The sequence below is a fragment of the Mesorhizobium sp. M6A.T.Ce.TU.002.03.1.1 genome (assembly GCF_003997275.1).
GTDB lineage: Bacteria > Pseudomonadota > Alphaproteobacteria > Rhizobiales > Rhizobiaceae > Mesorhizobium > Mesorhizobium mediterraneum.
The window spans coordinates 16540-36477 of record NZ_RZTI01000018.1 but is presented as its reverse complement, the minus strand read 5'-3'; the positions used below and the strand labels follow the sequence as shown (position 1 = coordinate 36477).

Sequence of the window (19938 nt, the reverse complement as noted above, 5' to 3'; positions counted from 1 at the left end):
TCGCGTCACCGAAACGGTCGCTTTTGCGGTGGATTTTTCGCCCGCGTGGGGCGACAGTCCATTCAATCTCAACAGGGCCTAGTCATGAGCGCGGCATTCCTCTCCCATATCGATAGCGAGCTTCAAGGGCTGAAATCTGCCGGCCTCTACAAATCCGAGCGGGTGATCACCTCGACGCAGTCGGCCGAGATCGAGGTGGGCGGCGAGAAGGTGCTGAATTTCTGCGCCAACAACTATCTCGGCCTCGCCGATAGTGCCGAATTGCGCGATGCGGCCAAGCAGGCACTCGACCGCTATGGTTATGGCATGGCGTCGGTGCGTTTCATCTGCGGCACGCAGGAAGAGCACAAGCAGCTCGAGGCGACGATTTCTGGCTTCCTCGGCATGGAGGACACGATCCTCTACGGCTCCTGCTTCGATGCCAATGGCGGCTTGTTCGAGACGCTGCTCGGCGAGGAGGATGCGGTCATCTCCGACGCGCTGAACCACGCCTCGATCATCGACGGCGTGCGGCTGTCAAAGGCGAAGCGCTTCCGCTACGCCAACAACGACATGGCCGATCTGGAATCGCGGCTGAAGGAGGCAATGGATTGCCGTTTTCGGCTGATCGCCACCGACGGTGTATTTTCCATGGACGGCATCATCGCCAATCTAAAGGGCGTTTGCGATCTCGCCGAGAAATACGACGCGATGGTGATGGTCGACGACAGCCATGCGGTCGGCTTCGTCGGCAAGAACGGCCGCGGCTCGGCCGAGCATTGCGGCGTCGAGGGCAGGGTGGACATCATCACCGGCACGCTCGGCAAGGCATTGGGCGGCGCATCTGGCGGCTACACATCGGGCAAGAGCCAAGTGGTCGACTGGCTGCGCCAGCGCTCGCGGCCCTATCTGTTTTCCAACACGCTGATGCCGGCGATCGCAGGCGCCTCGATCCGGGTTTTCGAACTGATCGGCAATGGCGATGCGCTGCGTCAGCGCCTCTATGCCAATGCGGCACGCTTCCGGTCTGAAATGGGTAAGCTCGGCTTCACGCTGGCCGGCGCCGACCATCCAATCATCCCCGTCATGCTGGGCGATGCGACACTGGCGCAAGAAATGGCGGCGCGCATGCTGAAGCGCGGCATCTATGTCATCGGCTTCTCGTTTCCGGTAGTGCCGAAGGGCCAGGCGCGCATCCGCACGCAAATGTCGGCCGCCCATTCCAGCGCCGACATCGACCGTGCGGTCGAGGCGTTCGGCGCGGTCGGGCGCGAACTCGGTGTGATTTCCTGAACGGCCGGAACCGAAAAGCGCTTCCAGATCAATAGATTCAAGGGACAAAAGAATGTCGAACATGATGAAGGCGCTGGTCAAGGCCAAGGCCGAGCCGGGCATCTGGATGGAAGAAGTGCCGGTGCCGGAAATCGGCCCGAACGACGTTCTGATTAAAATCAAGAAGACCGCGATCTGCGGCACCGACGTCCACATCTACAATTGGGACCAGTGGGCGCAAAAGACCGTGCCGGTGCCGATGGTGACCGGTCACGAATTCGTCGGCACGGTCGCCGACTTCGGCGCGGCGGTGACCGAGTACAAGGTCGGCCAGCGCGTTTCGGGTGAAGGCCACATCGTCTGCGGCCATTGCCGCAACTGCCGGGCGGGCAGGGGGCATCTGTGCCGCAACACACTCGGCGTCGGTGTCAACCGGCCGGGCGCCTTCGGCGAGTATCTGGCAATCCCTCAGCACAATGTCGTGCCGATCCCCGACGACGTGCCCGATGAGATCGCCGCGATCTTCGATCCTCTGGGCAATGCCGTGCACACGGCATTGTCCTTCGATCTCGTCGGCGAGGACGTGCTGGTCACCGGCGCCGGGCCGATCGGTATTATGGGTGCGCTGGTGGCGCAGTGCGTCGGCGCGCGAAAAGTGGTCATCACCGACATCAACCCGGTGCGGCTGGCGCTGGCGAAAAAACTCGGCGTCCAGCATGTGGTCGACGCGTCGAAGGAAAAGCTGCGCGATATCATGCCGGCACTCGGCATGACCGAAGGTTTTGACATCGGCCTCGAAATGTCGGGTGCGGCGCCCGCCTTCCGCGACATGATCGACACCATGAACAATGGTGGCAAGATCGCCATTTTGGGCATTGCGTCGACCGGCTTCGAGATCGACTGGAACAAGGTCATCTTCAAGATGCTGCATCTCAAGGGCATCTATGGCCGTGAGATGTTCGAGACCTGGTACAAGATGATTGCGCTGGTGCAGGGTCCGCTCGACGTCAGCGGGTTAATCACCCACCGCATCGGCATCGACGACTTCCAGACCGGGTTCGATGCGATGCGCAGCGGCAATTCGGGCAAGGTGGTGATGGACTGGTGAGCACCTAGCTAGAGGCGTTGTGATCCTTCGCGCCCCCCTCTGTCCTGCCGGACATCTCCCCCACGAGGGGGAGATTGGAGGTCGCGTCTGCCTTCGCCAATCACCTACGTTGGAAGAGAGGCGGCGAAGACGAAACTGCCGATCTCCCCCCAAGTGGGGGAGATGTCCGGCAGGACAGAGGGGGGCGCTGTCCCGCGTATCAACGGTTTGGTGGCCTATCCTCGCCCAACGCCCCCTCCAGTGCTGCCACCCCGCTGACAACCGCCGCCCGTTCCTCCGTGCTTAGCCTCGTCAGCAATTCCAGCTCGAATGCCTTCGCCAGCGGCACCATTTCGCGATAGGCGGCATGGCCGGCCTTGGTCAGCATCAGATGCTCGATCCGGCGGTCTTTTTCATCAGGTGTGCGAGTCAGCCACCGCCGCCGTTCAAGCTCGGCGACGGCGCGCGAAACCTTGGTCTTGTGCATGGCCGACTGCTCACCGAGCGCTGTCGCGGTCATGGTCCCGTGCTGTCCGAGCCCGGCCAGCGTGCGCCATTCGGGCCGCGTCAAGCCGTGGCGATCTTTGTAAATCCTGGAGAATTCGCGGCTGACGGCGTCGGCAAGGCGATAGAGCCGGTAGGGCAGGAAGCTTTCAAGTTCGAGGATTTCCGGTTCGTTAGAGATCTCGCGCTTGGTTGTCATTTTCGCAGTCGCCGCATCTCTTAAGTCAGTTGATGGTTACATTTTCAATGGTTACAAATGAAACCAGTTTGGTCAATCCAGAGCGGCCGCGCGTCCTCGTGGACGCGCAAAGGCCGCTCTGGCACTGTGGATTCGGGAGGAAACCATGGCCTTTTCCTACATGCCGGGGTTCGGCAACGACTTCGAAACCGAAACCCTGCCAGGTTCGCTGCCGCAAGGGCGGAATTCGCCGCAGCGACCGGCCTACGGCCTTTATGCCGAGCAATTGTCCGGCTCGCCCTTCACCGCTCCGCGCGGCACCAATGAGCGTTCCTGGCTCTATCGCATCAGGCCGAGCGTCAGGCACACCGGCCGCTTCAAGCCGGCGAGTTATCCGCTGTGGAAGAGCGCGCCCAATCTCGGCGATCACGAGCTGGCGCTTGGTCAATATCGCTGGAATCCGGTGCCGATGCCGAAGGAGCCGACCGACTTCATCGCCGGCATGCGCAGCATCACCACCGCCGGCGACGTGCTCGGCCAGACCGGCATGGCCGCCCATGTCTATGTTGCCAACCGTTCGATGGTCGACGATCATTTCTTCAACGCCGATGGTGAGTTGCTGGTCGTGCCGCAGATCGGCAGCCTACGCCTCGTTACCGAGATGGGCGTCATCGAATTGCGACCGGGCGAGATCGCGGTGCTGCCGCGCGGCCTCGTGTTCAAGGTCGAACTGGTCGATGAAACAGTGCGCGGCTATGTCTGCGAGAATTACGGCGCCAAGCTGACGCTGCCGGATCGTGGCCCGATCGGCGCCAATTGCCTGGCCAATCCGCGCGATTTCAAGACGCCTTGCGCCTGGTTCGAGGAGAAGGAAACGCCCTGCCGGCTGATCGTGAAATGGTGCGGGCAGTTTCATGTCACCGAACTCGATCATTCGCCGCTGGATGTGGTGGCGTGGCACGGCAATTATTCGCCCTATAAGTATGATCTTGCAACGTTTTCGCCGGTCGGCGCGATCCTGTTCGACCATCCCGATCCGTCGATCTTCACGGTGCTGACCGCGCCGAGCGGCGAGGAGGGCACCGCCAACATCGACTTCGTCATCTTCCCGCCGCGCTGGCTGGTCGCCGAAAACACGTTCCGCCCGCCCTGGTATCACCGCAACATCATGAGCGAGTTCATGGGCCTGATCCACGGCCAGTACGACGCTAAGGAGGAGGGCTTCGTTCCAGGCGGCATCAGCCTGCACAATCTGATGCTGGCCCACGGGCCCGACGCGCCTGGCTTCGAAAAGGCCTCGCGTGCCGAGCTGAAACCAGTCAAGCTCGACAACACCATGGCCTTCATGTTCGAGACCCGATTCCCGCAGATGCTGACCCGCTACGCCGCCGAGGTTGAAACCCGGCAGGAGAATTACATCGACTGCTGGGCCGATCTGAAGAAGCGCTTCAACGGCACGCCCGAGGGCGACTGGTCTTGAGCGCTGATCCGACGCGGGATCGGCTGGTGCTGCTGGGCTCGAAGGGCGGCCCGGCGCTCCGGCCGGGTGGGCCGTGGCCGAGTTCGTCGCTGCTGGAGATCGGCGGCCGCAACATCGTCGTCGATTGTGGGCTTGGCGTGACGCGTGGGCTGGCCGACGCCGGCTCCAGCTTGAAGACGCTGGACCTGATCTTCATCACGCATCTGCATTCCGACCATGTGCTGGAACTCGGTCCGCTGATCCACACCGCTTGGACGGCGGGTCTGGCGACACCGGTCACTGTGTTCGGCCCGCCCGGCACCGGCCACTACTGGCAGCGCTTTTGCCAGGCGATGGAATTCGACATCGAGATCCGCATCGTCGACGAAGGCCGGCCCAATATCGCAGACATCGTTTCGATCGTCGAATTCGGCGAAGGCCGGGTGATGGAGGAGCGCGGCCTGAAGGTTTCAGCGCTGCGCGTCGACCATCCGCCGGTGACCGACTGCTTTGCATTGCGCTTCGAGCATGCCGGACAAAGCGTGGTGTTCTCCGCCGATACGGCATTCTTTCCGCCATTGGCCGATTTCGCCAGAGGCGCCGCCATCCTCGTCCACGAAGCCATGCTGGAAGAAGGCATCGAGCGGTTGGTTGCTCGGACCGGCAACGGCGCACGGCTGAGAGAACATCTGCTTGCGAGCCACAGCTTCGCCGAGGAGGCTGGACGCATCGCCAGCGATGCCGGAGTGAAGAGGCTTGTGCTCAATCACCTCATTCCGGCTGACGACCCCGAGATCGGCGAAGCCGATTGGGTCGCCGCTGTCAGGAAAACATGGGCTGGCGACTTGACGATTGCCCGTGACGGCCTTGTTGTGGGCTTAAGCAGCGAGAAAACTGTACCAGGAGAGGAAACCGCATGAAGCTTGCCACATTGAAGGACGGATCGCGTGACGGAAAGTTGGTCGTCGTCTCGCGCGACCTGACGCGGTTCACCGATGCCTCGTTTCTGGTGCCGACGCTGCAGGCGGCACTCGACGACTGGAGCCGGATCGCGCCGCATCTGGCCGCCATGGCGGAATCGCTGGAGAACAATGCGGTGCCGTCAGCGCGCTTTCACGAGCATGACGCCCAGTCGCCGTTGCCGCGCGCCTATCAATGGGCGGATGGCTCGGCCTATGTGAATCATGTCGAGTTGGTGCGGAAGGCGCGTGGCGCCGAGATGCCGGCAAGCTTCTGGACCGATCCGCTGATCTATCAGGGTGGTTCCGACAGTTTCATCGCGCCGCGTGATCCGATCCGGGCGACCGACGAGGCTTTTGGCGTCGACATGGAAGGGGAGGTCGCCGTCGTCGTCGATGATGTTCCGGTGGGGGCAAGCCTGGATGAGACGCGGGCGGCGATCCGGCTGGTCATGCTGGTCAATGACGTCACGCTGCGCTCCCTTACCGCGCCAGAGCTTGCCAAGGGCTTCGGCTTCTTCCAGTCGAAACCGTCCTCGGCTTTTTCGCCCGTCGCGGTGACGCCGGACGAACTGGGCGAGGCCTGGGATGGCGGCAAGGTCAGCCTGCCGCTGCTGGTCGATCTCAACGGCAAGCCGTTTGGCCGGGCGAACGCCGGTGTGGACATGACCTTCGATTTTCCGGCGCTGATTGCACATGCCGCGAAAACCCGGCCGCTGGCCGCCGGCACGATCATCGGTTCTGGCACCGTCTCCAACAAGCTCGACAGCGGCCCGGGCAAGCCTGTCTCGGCAAGGGGCGCCGGCTATTCCTGCATTGCCGAGTTGCGTATGATCGAGACCATCGAGGCTGGCGCGCCGAAAACGCCATTCCTTCGCTTTGGCGACACTGTGCGCATCGAGATGAAGGACAAGGCCGGCCATTCGATCTTCGGCGCGATCGAGCAGAAGGTCGAGAAATACGAGAGCTAGGACAATGACAGGCACGTCTTTCTATATGCTGTGCGGTGTCTGGGCCCTGGTCATGCTGGCGATCTTCATCCACGCGATCCGGCTGAGCTATCGCATCGAGGCGCGCTCCCCCGACCTGACCAACCGCAGCGGCTTTCCGCGCAACGCGATGATGTTCCACACCGTCACCAACATGAACGTCGCGCGGGATCAGGAAACGCAAGCCATGCGGCGGCGCATGAACCGGCTTCTGCTGATCGTTCTCGCCGGATTTGCGCTTCTGTGGGCGGGCGTGTCCTTGGTCCAGTCAGTGGAGTGATCTAGCTTAATCGTTCCAAACGCGGGGGGACCCAAGATGCCTTACACCGCTACTTACCTTTGGTTCGTGGGAATTTGCAGCATCGTTACTGCCTGGCTTTTGATTTCGGCGATCCGGCTCTGCCGGCAGATCGAGGATCGATCTGAAAGACTGCGTAACTTCAGTAGCGTGGCGCGGCTGCCGAAGCTTGTTAACGTCGCTATAAATCGGGACGTTGCGAGCGATGTTGAAACGCAGGCGCTGCGCCGTGGTATGATCGCTCGTCTGCTAGCCATAGGTGCTATCGGTATCGCCGTGAATTTGGTTGCCTGGACTGGTGTGTGACGTGGACCTGCTCGACTATCTCCGCCGCATGGCGCGCAACAATCTCTGGTCGAACGACCGGCTCTATCGCGCTGTGCTGCAGCTTCAGCCCGGTGAATTCGAAGCCGAGCGAACCAGCTTCTTCCCTTCGATCAAGGCGACGCTCAACCACATCCTGGCGGTCGATCATCTCTATCTCGATTTTCTCGAAGAGGGTGGCGTTGGCGCCGCGGCCCATGACGATTTCGCGCCGTTCGATGAACCACAAGCGCTGTTTACCGCCCAAGCGGCGGCCGACCGGCGGCTGATCGCTTTTTGCGACCGTCTGTCGCCGGACGATCTCGAGCGGCGCGTCATCACCGACCGGCGCGAGGACGGAAAAATACCGGAGCGCATCGGTGACCTGCTCGCCCACCTCTTCATCCACGATATCCATCATCGCGGCCAGGTGCACGCAATGCTGTCCGGCACGTCGGTGAAGCCGCCGCAGCTCGACGAGTTCTTCCTCGACTATGATCTGAAGCTGCGGAAAGCGGAGGTCGAGCGGCTGAACCTGGAATGATCAAACCAAAGCAACGTCATAGGCTGAAAAATGCCGATCCGCAGTGACCAACGTCAGGCCTTCAATTTGAGCCTGCGCGATGAGCAGACGGTCGAAAGGATCGCGGTGATGGAGCGGCAAATGCTCAAGCCTCGCCGCGTGTAGTTCATTCACACTGAGGATCGGAATGCCGTTCGATCGCAAGATTTCCACTATGTTGCCTGTCAGCGTGACTTTGCCGAGCGATTTCTTGATGGCGATCTCTGCTACCGAGACGGCGCTGACGACCACATCCTCGCCCGCAAGAAAGATGTCGCGATGGTGGTCCGAAAGGCGTGAGTCTGCGTTGAGTACCCAAAGCAGAATATGAGTATCCACCAGATATTGGTGGCTCATTTAGTGTACTCGTCCCATTCGGGACCGAGTTCATCAAAATCATCCGATATCCGAATTTGGCCTTTCAGGGCCCCAAAAAGGCCCTTGCTCCCGCCAGCCCGGGCGGGCGCGCTCAAGGTCGCCACCACCTCTCCATGCCGCGTCAGATGGATCTCTTCGCCGGCCTGGGCGCGTTTCACCAACTCGGAGAGTTGGGCCTTTGCTTTTGCCATCGGAACATTCATGGTCAGACCTCTTATGACCAGAATTTAGGTCATAACTGATCAAATCACAAGGCACCCTCGGCCGAACTGGCTACGCCGCCTTGCCGTCCACCTTGATCACACCGCGCTTGATCTGGTCCTGCTCGATCGATTCGAACAAAGCGCGGAAATTGCCTTCGCCAAAACCTTCGTCGCCCTTCCTCTGGATGAATTCGAAGAAGATCGGGCCGATCACGGTTTTTGAAAAGATCTGCAGCAGGATCTTGGTCGTGCCGCCATCGACCACGCCTTCGCCATCGATCAGGATGCCGTGCTTTTTCATGCGCTCGATCGGCTCGTCATGGCCGTGCACGCGGGCATGGGACATATCATAATAGGTTTCCGGCGGACCGGGCATGAATTTTAGCCCGTTGGCGGCCAGCCTGTCGGTGGCGCCGTAGATCTCGTCCGTGCCGACGGCGATGTGCTGGATGCCTTCGCCATTATACTTCTTCAGATATTCGGCGATCTGGCTGGTCTCGTCCTTGGATTCGTTGAGCGGGATGCGGATCTTGCCGCAGGGCGAGGTGATGGCGCGGCTGACCAGCCCGGTGATCTTGCCGTCGATGTCGAAGAAATGGATCTGCTTGAAGCCGAACAGGTCGCGGTAGAAGTCCCACCATTTGTCCATGTTGCCGCGATAGACATTGTGGGTGAGGTGGTCGAGATAATAGAAGCCGACGCCTTCCGGCTTCGGGTCGCGCGCGCCCAGCCAGTTGAACTCGGCATCATAGGCCGAGCCCTTCTCGCCATAGACCTCGATGAAATAGAGCAGCGAACCGCCGATGCCGACGATTGCCGGCACGTCGAGCGCCTTGTCGGTGCCCTCATAGGGGGTGGCGCCTTTGGCAATGGCGTGGTCGAACGCATGCTTGGCATCGACCACTCGCCAGGCCATCGAGGCCGCGCAGGGGCCGTGCTTGTCGGCGAACTTCATTGCATGCGAGCCGGACTCGGCATTGACGACATAGTTGATGTCGCCCTGCCGCCAGACGGTGATTTTCTTTCTGCGGTGCTTGGCCACCGGCACGTAACCCATGCGGGTAAAAAGCTCGGCGAGCTTTTCCGGCTCAGAATGGGCGAACTCGACGAATTCGAAGCCGTCTGTGCCGGCGGGGTTGGCCTTGCTGATCTTTGCGGGCGGTGCATCGTGCGGGAAGGGACCCATGGCATTGTCCTCCAAAAAGCTTGGCGTGGCCGGAAAGGCCATTTCGGCGCTATTATAGCGCGGAGCAGCTGCATGGTGCTTGCATTCAAACGCTTGAAATGATCAGATTATGCGGGAATTGTGCATGATCGAAGGAAACTTTATGGATGACGCGCGCGTTGATCAGTTTGACCGCAAGATAATGGCTCTACTGCAGAGCGACGCGCGGCTGACTAACAACGATCTATCGGAACGGGTGAACCTGTCGGCGTCGCAATGTTCGCGCCGCCGCCAGAGGCTGGAGGAGGACGGCTATATCAGGGGCTACAGGGCTTTGCTCGACCGCGACAAGCTCGGCTTCTCGCTGGTCAACGTCATCTCGGTGACGCTTGCCACCCACAACCGCGACAATGCACAGCGGTTCGGCGAATTGGTGGCGCGGCTGCCGGAGGTGCAGGAGGCGCACGCGCTGACCGGCGAGATGGACTACATCCTGAAAGTGGTGACGCCGGACCTGAAGTCGCTGTCAGAATTCGTCAACGGCGTGCTTCTGCCGCACGAATCCGTGCAGCATGTGAAGACGGCGATCGTGCTCGAAACGCTGAAGGAAACCGGCGCGCTGCCGATTTAACCCTTCGATTGCTGGATCAGCCCATAAAGGTTGGTGCAGCGTGCGCCGGAACGGCAATAGGCGAAGATCGGGCCTTCGAGTTCGTCGAGCGCCTCGGCTTGATCCTCGACATTCTCATGCGTGATCTGGCCGCTGATGACCGGGATGTAGCGGAAAGCGAGCCCGGCGGCTTCGACCGCCGCCTTGACACTGTCCGCCGAAGGCTGGCCGGGCTGCTCGTCATCAGGTCTGTTGCAGATGACGCTCTTGAAGCCGGCGGCCTTGATGGCGGCGACTTCTTCGGGTTGGATCTGGCCGGAGACCGAATAGTCCTCGCTGATCTGACGATATTCCATGATGGCGTCCTCGCAATGTTCGATGCCTGCTGGCCAGGGGCGGAGTCTTGCCGCTCCCAGGCCTGGGCGGCAATCCGCGCAGAAAGAAATCCCTCTGCGCAGATAGACATTCTCATGCGGGAAATCCAGCCGGGCTACCTAAGGCGCCGTGCGTCCTTTGGATGCGCAAAGGACGCTGTAGCACTTTGTTGCCCGCACGTGCGCAAGCCCCACCGAGCGAACGGCGTCGACCGCTCAGCTTCCGAGGATCGCGCCTTTGATCTGGGCGATGTTGTTGTGCATCAGGTCGATATAGGTCGAGGCCGGGCCGTCGGGTTGCGACAGCGCGTCCGAATAGAGCGTGCCGCCCACCTTGATGCCGGTCTCGCTGGCGATCTGCTCGATCAGCCGTGCGTTGGTGATGTTCTCGATGAAGACTGCCGCCGCCTTATCCTGCTTCACCTGGCTGACCAGCTTGGCGACGTCGGCGGCTGAGGGCTCCGATTCGGTCGAGACCCCTTCGGGAGCCAGGAAAGTGAGGCCATAGGCCATCTCGAAATAGCCGAAGGCGTCATGCGAGGTGATGACGACGCGCTTCTCTTCCGGGATCGACTGGATTGCCGCCTTAACTTCGCCTTCGACCGCATCAAGCTTCGCTGTGTATGCGGCGGCATTGGCCTTGTAGCTGTCGCAACCCTCAGCGTCGGCCGTGCAGAAGGCATCGGCGATGTTCTTCACATAGATCTTGGCATTGGCGATCGACTGGAAGGCATGTGGATCGGTGTCTGCACCTTCAGCGGCGTCGGCATCGGCGAATTCGGGTTTGAAGTTGATCGGCGTGACGTCCTTGGTCAGAACGGCGATTGTCGCCTTGGTGGCGCTGGCGTCGACCAGGCGCTGCAGAAAGCCTTCGAAATGCAGGCCGTTGACCAGCACCACGTCCGCCCCAGCCATTGCCACCGCGTCCGCCGGGCTCGGCTCGTAGACATGGGCATCGCCATCCGGCCCGACGATGGTGGTCAGATTGATGCGGTCGCCGCCGACATTTTTGGCGAAATCGGCGATGATGGTGAAGCTGGCGACCACTTTCAATGGCTCCGCGAGAGCCGCCGATGCGCCAAAGGCGGTTAATGTTATAACGCTCATTGCCAAAGCGGCGCGGATCGATTTCAGCATGGACGGGTCTCCTTCGTTGGGATCAGGCGGTTCTGTGGCGGTGATGGATGATACGGGCGCGCAGGATGCCGCGCGTGCCGAACAGGATCGAGGCGAAATAGACGACGCCTGCAGACAGGATGATCGCCGGGCCGGAAGGCAGCGACACGTGATAGGACAGAAGCAGCCCGGCGACGCAGGAGGCAAAGCCGATCAGCACCGCCAGCGCGCACATCGGCTCGACGCGCATGGTCCAGAAGCGGGCGGCGGCTGCAGGCAGCATCATCAGCCCGACCGACAGCAAAGTGCCGAGCGCCTGGAAGCCGCCGACAAGATTGAGCACGACGAGGCCGAGGAAGATGAAATGCACCGGGCTGCCCAGCCGGCTGACTGAGCGCAGGAACAGTGGATCGAGGCATTCGGCGACCAGTGCCCGCCAGAAGATGGCGAGGCTGACCAGCGTGACCACGACGATGCCGCCGATCAGTGTCAGCGCTTCATTGTTGAGTGCCAGAACGGTTCCGAACAGCACATGCATGAGATCGACGCTGGAGCCGCGGATCGACACCATCAGCACGCCGATAGCCAGAGAAATCAGGTAGAAGGCCGCCATCGAGGCGTCCTCGCGCTGGATGGTGAAGCGCGAGACGGCGCCGGCGCCGAGTGCGACGATGATGCCGGCGATCAGGCCGCCGATGGTCATCGGCAGGATCTCCAGACCATAGAACAGGAAACCGGCCGCAGCGCCCGGCAGGATAGCGTGGGCCATGGCGTCGCCGGAAAGGCTCATGCGCCGCAGCATCAGGAACACACCGACCGGGCAGGCGCCGAGCGACAGCATCAGCGACCCGAAAAGCGCGCGCTGCATAAAGGCGAAGTCGGCGAACGGAGCGATGAGAAGACCGTAGAGCGTCTCCATCATGCCGCCCTCGGCCCGGAACCGTGATGATGGTGGTGCCCGTGGTCGTGCCCAGGGTCGTGAACGTGACCACCGTGCTTGTGGTCGTCGGGCTCGCACCAGGGCGCGTTCTCCTCCCAGGCCTCGTGGAAGCGGCGCGCGCGCAACAGGTTTTCCGGCCGCAGCGTTTCCTTGGTCTCGCCCCAGGCGATCGGCTGGCGTGCCAGCAGCAGCGTCTCGGGGAAATTCTGCCGCACCAGATCCAGATCGTGGACGACGACCATGATGGTGCGCTCCTCGCCATGCCAGCGCTTGATCATCGCGATCAGATCGCCGACCGTCTTGGTGTCGACGGCGTTGAACGGCTCGTCCAGCAGGATGAGGTCGGCATCCTGCAGCAGAACGCGGGCAAACAGCGTGCGCTGTAGCTGGCCGCCCGACAGCGTGTCGATCGGGCGCTTCTCGAAGCCACCGAGGCCGACGGCCATGAGCGCCTGGCTGACCGAATCGCGATCTTCCTTGGTATGGCGGCCGAGCAGCCCGCGCCGTGGCCACAGCCCGAGCGAAACCAGGTCGACAACCCTGGCCGGAAAGGAGCGGTCGAGTTCCGACTGCTGCGGCAGATAGGCGGCGCGCACGCCGGGCGCGCGGACAACCGTGCCGGCCATCGGCTTCAACACGCCGACGATACCCTTCATCAGGGTCGACTTGCCCGAGCCATTGGCGCCGACGACGGCGGTCAGCGATCCCCGGCGGATCGTGCCGTCGAGATGATGGATCGCCGGATGGCTGTTGTAGCCCAGCGTCAGGTCGCGGAAGGTCAGGCAGGTTTTGGTCATGTGACGATCCGTGGGGGCACGACTGGTACGGCGGCGGCGATTGGATATGTGATGTTATTACATTAGTCAACAAGTCAATCGGGCGGAATTGCGGCGACCGAGGCAATTTGCCCTGTGCTCTTTGGCGGTTGGCTCAAGAGGATTCGCTCGTGCAACCTTGCCCCCGGCGGACCGCGACTCTAAAGAGGCGCGACCCACAAAGGAAGGAAACGTCCCATGAGCATTCGTCGCATCGATGTAGGCCCGCGCATGAGCCAGATCGTCATCCACGGCAACACCGTCTATCTGGCCGGTCAGGTCGGCCAGCCGGGCGGAAACGTCGGCGCCCAGACACGTGACATTCTGGCGGCCATCGACGAATTGCTGGCCAAGGCCGGCACCGACAAGACCAAGATCCTGCAGGCGATCATCTGGCTGGCCGACATGAGCACGTTCGCCGAGATGAACGCGGAATGGGACAAGTGGGTGCCGCAGGGCCACACCCCGGCCCGCGCTACCGGCGAGGCCAAGCTTGCCGGACCGGAATATCTGGTCGAGATCATTGTTACCGCTGCGATTTGAGGCAGAGCGCTTTACCCTCCCCCTTGAGGGGAGGGTCGGCGAGTAGTCGGAGCGAAGCGTAGATTGCGAGACGGGGTGGGGTCGGTGGGTTGCACCGACCCCACCCCGCGTCACAAAGTGCCGCCATGCGGCATTTGCTCCGCGACCCTCCCCTCGAGGGGGAAGCTAGCCCTGCGAGGGCGTGAACCGTGCGACCAGCGCGTGGCTCTCGGCCGCATAGGTGAACCGGACATGGGTGACTGGGTGCTCGGCGCTCCATGTCCGTCGCTCGACCACCAGGCACGGCGCACCGGGCTCGATGTCGAGCGCGGCCGCAATGTGCCTGTCGGCGGCGACTGCGCGAATACGGTGCTCGGCGGCACTCCACGGCACGCGGGCAATCAGCCACGGCCCGGGCGCGATGGCATGAAATTCCTCGTCGGCGGCCTCGGCCACGGCGGCCAGGTTGATCAGCCGCTGTTCGTGGGCGAACGGCCGCTTGCCGGCGAAATGCCGGCATTCCAGCGCCAGCACTGGTCCGGCGGAAGCGAGCTCCAGCAACGCGCGATCCTCCGTAGTGCTGCGCCTTCTATGTCGCGCCACACGCTCGTAACGATAGGGCAGACCAAGCGCCTCGACCTCGATCCTGATATCGTGGATTTCCAGTACCGCGGCTTGTGACTGCGGCCGCCGGACAAAGCTGCCGGAGCGGCGACGGCGCTCGATCAGCCCGGCCTTGGCAAGCTGCGACAGCGCCTTGTTGACCGTCATGCGCGAACATTTGTACTCGGCCGTCAGCTCGTGCTCGAACGGAATGCGGTGGCCGGGCGCCCAGGCGCCGGACAGGATCCGTTCGCTGATGTCGGACAGGATGCGCTGATGCAGCGAGACAGACTCGCCAACGTCCACATCCACTGCCTCGATTGTGCTCATGCCGAAAGCGCCGTCATCACCTTGCGAAAACGCTCGGCAATGGCATCGCGCCTTGCATGCCTGCCGCCGCTGACCAGTTTCTTGCCATGCACCCAGGCGCAATCGACCTTGGCGCCGTTGGCGAAGATCCAGGCGTCGAGCAGCGCATCGCCCGTCTTGCCGGCCAGCGAAGGGTGCTTGCCATCGAGCGAGACGAAATCGGCTGAGGCACCAGCGGCGATCCGCGAGGGGCCAGCACCAAGGGCGGCACTGCCGCCGTCGAGCGCTGCATCGAACAGCGCGCGGCCGGTCGAGCCGCCGGCGACCGCAAGCACATTGCGGGCGTGATGGGCGAGGCGCTGCGAGTATTCAAGCTGTCGCAATTCGTCCGGCAGGCCGATCAGCACGTTGGAATCGGAGCCGATGCCGAAGCGGCCGCCATGTCGTTTGAATAAGGGTGCTGCAAAGGTGCCATCGCCGAGATTGGCCTCGGTGATTGGGCAGAGACCGGCGATTGCCCCGCTTTTCGCCATGCCAATCGTTTCCGCATCGGTCATGTGGGTGGCATGGATCAGGCACCAGCGCTCATCGACCTTGGTGTTGGCGAGCAGCCATTCGACCGGTCGCGCCCCCGACCAGGCAAGGCAGTCCTCGACCTCCTTCACTTGCTCGGCGATATGGATGTGGATCGGTCCGCCGGGCACCATTGCCGCGATGTTTTCCAATTCTTCCGGTGTCACGGCGCGCAGACTGTGTGGTGCGACGCCAACGACGCCTTGATTCAAGGCGCGAACGGATTCGCGGCATTTCTCAACAAGCCGCGAGAACCGATTCACATCGTTGATGAATCGCCGCTGGCCTTCATCCGGCGTAGCGCCGCCGAAAGAGGAATGCGCATAGAACACCGGCAGCAGCGTCAGCCCAATGCCGGTGTCAGCAGCAGCGGAAGTGATGCGTTCGGCCATTTCGGCGATGTTGGCATAGGGCTGGCCGTCACGATCGTGGTGGAGATAGTGAAACTCGCCGACGCGCGAAAAGCCGGCCTCCAGCATCTCGACATAGAGCTGCGCGGCGACCGCCTCGACCTGATCCGGCGTCATCGACAGCGCGAAACGATACATCACCTCGCGCCAGCTCCAGAAACTGTCGGCTGAAGGGCCACGCAGCTCGGCAAGGCCGGCCATGCCGCGCTGAAAGGCGTGGCTATGCAGGTTCGGCATGCCTGGCAGCAGGATGGCATGGCGTTCGTCGCCGGGCCGAGATGTGGTGTTCGGCTCGACCGTGGCGATGCGGCCATCACTGACGATGATCCGGGCATTGGAATGCCAGCCGTCGGGCAGAAGCACCTGTTCTGCAAAGATTGCCGTCACGTTTTTCTCCAAAATCCCATTTGGCAGTATGATCATAGCACTTGCAGCGCCTTTCAATATGTATATACATAATCGCCATCGATTGAAACGGAAAAGATCATGGCTGGAGAGAGCAAAAGCCGGGCAGGGGAGGTTCGCCTCTGGCGCAATGCGCGTCTGGCGACCATGGTTGAAAGTGCTACCGGACTGGGCATCGTCGAACACGGCGCGATCGCAGCACGCGATGGCCTGATCGTCTATGCCGGCCCGGAGGCCGACATGCCGGCAGCACTTTTCCAAGACGCCGAGATTGTCGATTGCGAAGGCCGCTGGATCACGCCCGGCCTGATCGATTGCCACACCCATCTGGTCCATGCCGGCAACCGCGCCAACGAATTCGAGATGCGTCTGGCCGGCGCCACATATGAAGAGGTCGCCAAGGCAGGCGGCGGCATCGTCTCGTCGGTCAGGGCGCTGCGCGCTGCCAGGGAGGACGAGCTGGTCGCCCAGTCGCTGCCGCGCCTCGATGCGCTGATCGCCGAAGGCGTCACCACCATCGAGATCAAATCGGGCTATGGCCTCGATCTCGAAAACGAGAAGAAATCGCTGCGCGCCGCGCGGCTCCTGGGCGAACATCGTCCGGTAACGGTGAGGACGAGCTTCCTCGGCGCCCATGCCCTGCCGCCCGAAGCGAAAGGCGACAAGGAAGCTTTTATCGATCTGGTCGCAAAGGAGATTTTGCCGGCGGTCGCTGCTGAGGGCTTTGCCGATGCCGTCGACGGCTTTTGCGAAGGCATCGCCTTTTCGCCCGAGCAGATTTCTCGCGTGTTCGACGCGGCGAAAGCAGCAGGCCTGCCGGTCAAGCTCCATGCCGACCAGCTGTCCAATCTGCACGGCGCCGAACTCGCGGCACGCTATGGCGCCCTGTCGGCCGACCACCTCGAATACACCGACGACGCGGGTGCGGCGGCGATGGCGAAGGTAGGAACCGTGGCGACGATCCTGCCCGGCGCCTATTATTTCATACGTGAGACCAAAAAGCCGCCGATCGGTCTGTTTCGCCAGCACGGCGTCAGGATGGCGGTCGCCACCGATTGCAATCCCGGCACCTCGCCGCTGACTTCGCTGCTGCTGACCATGAACATGGCGGCGACTTTATTTGGCCTGACCGTCGACGAATGCCTGGCCGGTGTCACCCGTGAGGCCGCCCGCGCGCTCGGACTTCTCGGACAAACCGGTACGCTGGAGGTCGGAAAATCGGCCGACCTGGCGATCTGGGATATTGGGCGCCCGGCCGAGCTCGTCTACCGCATGGGCTTCAACCCGCTGCATGCCCGCATCTGGAGAGGACAATGAGCCAACTCAAACTCAAGCCGGGCAACACAACCCTGGCCGACTGGCGCGAAATCTATCGTGGCGCCGTGCCGAAGCTAGACGCTGCCTGCCGACCGAAGATCAAGGCCAGCGCCGAAGCGGTGGCGCGCATTGTTGCCAGGGGTGAGCCGGTGTATGGCATCAACACCGGTTTCGGCAAATTGGCCAGCGTCCGCATTCCCGCCGCCGACCTCGAGACCCTTCAGCGCAACATCGTGCTGTCGCATGCCGCCGGTGTCGGCGAGCCGATGCCGGTTGCTGTTTGCCGGCTGATGATGGCGCTGAAGCTGGCCAGCCTGGCGCAGGGTGCCTCGGGCGTGCGGCCGCAGACTGTCGAACTGTTGGAAGCGATGCTGGCCAACGACGTCATCCCGGTGGTGCCGGCGCAAGGCTCCGTCGGCGCCTCCGGCGATCTCGCGCCGCTGTCGCACATGACGGCTGTCATGATCGGCGTCGGCGAGTGTTTCACCCCGCATGGCCGCTTCCCGGCCAAGGTCGCTTTCGTCTCGCACGGACTGGAGCCGGTGACACTCGGCGCCAAGGAAGGCCTGGCGCTGCTCAACGGCACGCAGTTCTCGACTGCCTATGCGCTGGCCGCCCTGTTCGATGCCGAAGTTCTCTATCAATCGGCGCTGGTTGCCGGCGCGCTGTCGACCGATGCTGCGAAAGGCTCCGACGCCCCATTCGATCCACGCATCCATCTCTTGAGAAAGCATCCTGGCCAGATCGAGACGGCAGAAGCGCTGCGCAACCTGATGGCCGGCAGCGCCATCCGTGAGTCGCACCGGCTCGGCGACGAGCGCGTGCAAGATCCGTATTGCCTGCGCTGCCAACCGCAGGTGATGGGCGCGGCGCTCAGCGTCCTGCGCCAGGCCGCCGAGACGCTGGGCACCGAGGCTAACGGCGTCACCGACAATCCGCTGATCTTCGCCGAGGACGACACAGCGCTATCCGGCGGCAATTTCCACGCCGAGCCGGTGGCCTTCGCCGCCGACATGATCGCGCTCGCCGTCTGCGAGATCGGCTCACTGTCGGAGCGGCGCATCGCCATGCTAGTCGATCCGGCACTGTCGGGCATGCCGGCCTTCCTGACGCCGAAGCCCGGCTTGAATTCCGGCTTCATGATCCCGCAGGTGACGGCGGCAGCACTCGTCTCGGAAAACAAGCAGAAGGCCTATCCGGCTAGCGTCGATTCGATCCCGACCTCGGCCAACCAGGAAGACCACGTCTCGATGGCAGCACACGGCGCGCGCCGGCTGATCGGCATGGTCGAGAATGCGACGGCCGTCATCGGCATCGAATTGCTGGCCGCCGCGCAAGGTTGCGATTTTCATGCACCGCTGGCGTCGAGCGCAGCACTCGAGGCAGTGCGCAGGCTGGTCAGGGCTGAGGTGCCGCATCTCGACAATGACCGGCATTTTCACCCCGACATGGAAAAGGCCATCGCCATGGTGCGCAGCGGCGCGGCAGTGAAGGCGGCGGGCAAGGTGGCGCTGCCGGGAATTGCGTCATGAGAGCGCACACCTCGATAGGTCGCGATCCTTCGCGCCCCTCTCTGTCCTGCCGGACATCTCCCCCACTTGGGGGGAGATCGGATGTCACACCGGCTTTCGCCAATCGCCAAGGTTGCAGGGTTGAGCGGGGCGCCAAAGCTGCCAATCTCCCCCCAAGTGGGGGAGATGTCCGGCAGGACAGAGGGGGGCGCCGTAGAACTCCAACCCGCGGAGATCTCTCATGACGTCATCCTCCTGGCTCACAGTCACTCAGGGCACGGCACCCCTGCTGGTCTCGATCCCGCACACCGGCATCGATCTCGCCGGTCTTGAGAACCGGCTGGTGTCGCCCTGGCTCGGCCGCCGCGACGCCGACTGGTGGATCGACAAGCTCTATGATTTCGCCGAAAGCCTCGGCGCGACGGTGGTGCACACGGCGATCTCGCGCACCGTCATCGACGTCAATCGCGACCCGTCGGGCGCCTCACTCTATCCCGGCAAGGCGACGACAGGTCTCTGCCCGACCGAGACCTTCGATGGCGATCCGCTCTATCGCGCCGGGGAAGAGCCGGGACCATCGGAGGTCGATGAGCGCCGCGAAAAATACTTTGTGCCTTACCATGCCGCCTTGCAGGCCGAGATCGACAGGCTGCGCGCCTTGCACCAGAAGATCGTCCTCTATGACTGCCACTCGATCCGCTCGGTGCTGCCACGCCTGTTCGAGGGAACGCTGCCGGTGTTCAATCTCGGCACCAATGACGGCAAAAGCGCCGACCCGGCCTTGCAGGCAATGGTCGGCCAGATCCTAGCCGAAACCGGGGAGACCTTTGTCATCAACGGCCGCTTCAAGGGCGGCTGGCTCACACGCCATTTCGGCCAGCCGCAAAACGGAGTTCATGCGTTGCAGATGGAACTGTCCAACCGCGGCTATATGCGCGAGCCCGAAGGCAAGGGTGCGCCGGACAATTGGCCGGTATCCTACGATGCCGATTTTGCCGCGCCGATCCGCGTCACGCTGAAAAAGATCCTCGAAAACGCGATTGTCTGGGCACACGGCTGAACGCGCAACGCCGCATCTCATTCGAAAGGGACTGACG

The 19938-nt window shown here is 62.5% G+C and carries 23 protein-coding genes; 13 read left to right on the top strand and 10 right to left on the bottom strand.

Annotation, left to right across the window (positions count from 1 at the left end):
- Positions 1 to 84 precede the first annotated feature (84 nt).
- Together EOC93_RS08415 and tdh are read left to right on the top strand one after the other, a co-directional pair.
- Complete coding sequence (locus EOC93_RS08415) at positions 85 to 1272, top strand: glycine C-acetyltransferase (protein ID WP_095485679.1); 1188 nt, start codon at positions 85 to 87, stop codon at positions 1270 to 1272.
- A gap of 52 nt (positions 1273 to 1324) precedes the next feature.
- Entirely contained in the window at positions 1325 to 2359 is a 1035-nt protein-coding gene (tdh, locus tag EOC93_RS08410) for an L-threonine 3-dehydrogenase (RefSeq protein ID WP_126106973.1), read from the top strand.
- Positions 2360 to 2558: 199 nt separating this feature from the next.
- Here tdh and EOC93_RS08405 read toward each other — a convergent pair whose 3' ends face one another.
- Positions 2559 to 3041, bottom strand: coding sequence for a MarR family transcriptional regulator (locus EOC93_RS08405; RefSeq protein WP_126106972.1), 483 nt, complete (start codon positions 3039 to 3041; stop codon positions 2559 to 2561).
- Between the two features lie 145 nt (positions 3042 to 3186).
- Between EOC93_RS08405 and hmgA the strand changes: the two genes are divergently transcribed.
- The 6 genes from hmgA to EOC93_RS08375 are packed head-to-tail and all read left to right on the top strand — an operon-like array spanning position 3187 to position 7572.
- Positions 3187 to 4500, top strand: a complete 1314-nt coding sequence (gene hmgA / locus EOC93_RS08400; protein WP_127204353.1) for a homogentisate 1,2-dioxygenase — start codon at positions 3187 to 3189, stop codon at positions 4498 to 4500.
- The gene (locus EOC93_RS08395) at positions 4497 to 5399 is read left to right on the top strand and encodes an MBL fold metallo-hydrolase (RefSeq protein WP_127204352.1); all 903 of its coding nucleotides are present in this window, start codon (positions 4497 to 4499) and stop codon (positions 5397 to 5399) included. The genes hmgA and EOC93_RS08395 overlap by 4 nt, the downstream gene beginning before the upstream one ends.
- Positions 5396 to 6409, top strand: a complete 1014-nt coding sequence (locus EOC93_RS08390) for a fumarylacetoacetate hydrolase family protein (protein ID WP_127204351.1) — start codon at positions 5396 to 5398, stop codon at positions 6407 to 6409. The genes EOC93_RS08395 and EOC93_RS08390 overlap by 4 nt, the downstream gene beginning before the upstream one ends.
- Before the next feature lie 4 nt (positions 6410 to 6413).
- On the top strand, positions 6414 to 6707 hold the full coding sequence (locus EOC93_RS08385) for a hypothetical protein (RefSeq protein WP_127204350.1): 294 nt from the start codon (positions 6414 to 6416) through the stop codon (positions 6705 to 6707).
- Positions 6708 to 6743: 36 nt separating this feature from the next.
- A complete protein-coding gene (locus tag EOC93_RS08380; protein WP_127204349.1) occupies positions 6744 to 7031 on the top strand; it encodes a hypothetical protein in 288 nt (95 codons plus the stop codon).
- A 1-nt stretch (position 7032) separates the two neighbouring features.
- Positions 7033 to 7572, top strand: a complete 540-nt coding sequence (locus EOC93_RS08375; RefSeq protein ID WP_127204348.1) for a DinB family protein — start codon at positions 7033 to 7035, stop codon at positions 7570 to 7572.
- Here EOC93_RS08375 and EOC93_RS08370 read toward each other — a convergent pair whose 3' ends face one another.
- The 3 genes from EOC93_RS08370 to hppD all read right to left on the bottom strand — a co-directional run bounded on the left by EOC93_RS08370 (position 7573) and on the right by hppD (position 9357).
- Positions 7573 to 7947 (bottom strand): type II toxin-antitoxin system VapC family toxin, encoded by a 375-nt coding sequence (locus EOC93_RS08370; RefSeq protein ID WP_095485688.1) that lies wholly within the window; start codon positions 7945 to 7947, stop codon positions 7573 to 7575.
- Entirely contained in the window at positions 7944 to 8171 is a 228-nt protein-coding gene (locus EOC93_RS08365; RefSeq protein WP_095485689.1) for a type II toxin-antitoxin system prevent-host-death family antitoxin, read from the bottom strand. Before EOC93_RS08365 ends, EOC93_RS08370 begins: the two co-directional genes overlap by 4 nt.
- A 70-nt stretch (positions 8172 to 8241) precedes the next feature.
- A complete protein-coding gene (hppD, locus tag EOC93_RS08360) occupies positions 8242 to 9357 on the bottom strand; it encodes a 4-hydroxyphenylpyruvate dioxygenase (protein WP_126106966.1) in 1116 nt (371 codons plus the stop codon).
- Positions 9358 to 9499: 142 nt separating this feature from the next.
- On the opposite strand from hppD, the gene EOC93_RS08355 reads away from it, so the two are divergent.
- A complete protein-coding gene (locus EOC93_RS08355; RefSeq protein ID WP_126107527.1) occupies positions 9500 to 9967 on the top strand; it encodes an Lrp/AsnC family transcriptional regulator in 468 nt (155 codons plus the stop codon).
- On the opposite strand, the gene EOC93_RS08350 is transcribed toward EOC93_RS08355, so the two are convergent.
- From EOC93_RS08350 to aztA, 4 genes are all read right to left on the bottom strand, one after another.
- On the bottom strand, positions 9964 to 10302 hold the full coding sequence (locus tag EOC93_RS08350) for a TIGR01244 family sulfur transferase (RefSeq protein WP_126106965.1): 339 nt from the start codon (positions 10300 to 10302) through the stop codon (positions 9964 to 9966). The two genes, EOC93_RS08355 and EOC93_RS08350, sit on opposite strands and share 4 nt — an antisense overlap.
- A gap of 234 nt (positions 10303 to 10536) precedes the next feature.
- Positions 10537 to 11457: a zinc ABC transporter substrate-binding protein AztC gene (gene aztC / locus EOC93_RS08345; RefSeq protein ID WP_127204347.1), complete on the bottom strand. Its 921-nt coding sequence runs from the start codon at positions 11455 to 11457 to the stop codon at positions 10537 to 10539.
- A 22-nt stretch (positions 11458 to 11479) separates the two neighbouring features.
- Entirely contained in the window at positions 11480 to 12355 is an 876-nt protein-coding gene (gene aztB, locus EOC93_RS08340) for a zinc ABC transporter permease AztB (RefSeq protein ID WP_126107526.1), read from the bottom strand.
- Positions 12355 to 13173, bottom strand: coding sequence for a zinc ABC transporter ATP-binding protein AztA (gene aztA / locus EOC93_RS08335; protein WP_127204346.1), 819 nt, complete (start codon positions 13171 to 13173; stop codon positions 12355 to 12357). Before aztA ends, aztB begins: the two co-directional genes overlap by 1 nt.
- 216 nt (positions 13174 to 13389) lie before the next feature.
- Between aztA and EOC93_RS08330 the strand changes: the two genes are divergently transcribed.
- A complete protein-coding gene (locus tag EOC93_RS08330; RefSeq protein WP_095485694.1) occupies positions 13390 to 13734 on the top strand; it encodes a RidA family protein in 345 nt (114 codons plus the stop codon).
- 165 nt (positions 13735 to 13899) lie between these two features.
- Here the strand turns inward: EOC93_RS08330 and hutC are convergent, their stop codons facing one another.
- Together hutC and EOC93_RS08320 are read right to left on the bottom strand one after the other, a co-directional pair.
- Positions 13900 to 14646 (bottom strand): histidine utilization repressor, encoded by a 747-nt coding sequence (hutC, locus tag EOC93_RS08325; RefSeq protein ID WP_127204345.1) that lies wholly within the window; start codon positions 14644 to 14646, stop codon positions 13900 to 13902.
- Positions 14643 to 15995 (bottom strand): formimidoylglutamate deiminase, encoded by a 1353-nt coding sequence (locus EOC93_RS08320; protein ID WP_127204344.1) that lies wholly within the window; start codon positions 15993 to 15995, stop codon positions 14643 to 14645. Before EOC93_RS08320 ends, hutC begins: the two co-directional genes overlap by 4 nt.
- Positions 15996 to 16094: 99 nt before the next feature.
- On the opposite strand from EOC93_RS08320, the gene hutI reads away from it, so the two are divergent.
- The 3 genes from hutI to hutG all read left to right on the top strand — a co-directional run bounded on the left by hutI (position 16095) and on the right by hutG (position 19901).
- Positions 16095 to 17330 (top strand): imidazolonepropionase, encoded by a 1236-nt coding sequence (hutI, locus tag EOC93_RS08315; RefSeq protein ID WP_127204343.1) that lies wholly within the window; start codon positions 16095 to 16097, stop codon positions 17328 to 17330.
- Entirely contained in the window at positions 17327 to 18862 is a 1536-nt protein-coding gene (gene hutH / locus EOC93_RS08310) for a histidine ammonia-lyase (RefSeq protein WP_127204342.1), read from the top strand. Before hutI ends, hutH begins: the two co-directional genes overlap by 4 nt.
- Before the next feature lie 220 nt (positions 18863 to 19082).
- On the top strand, positions 19083 to 19901 hold the full coding sequence (hutG, locus tag EOC93_RS08300) for an N-formylglutamate deformylase (protein WP_127204341.1): 819 nt from the start codon (positions 19083 to 19085) through the stop codon (positions 19899 to 19901).
- Positions 19902 to 19938: the final 37 nt, after the last annotated feature.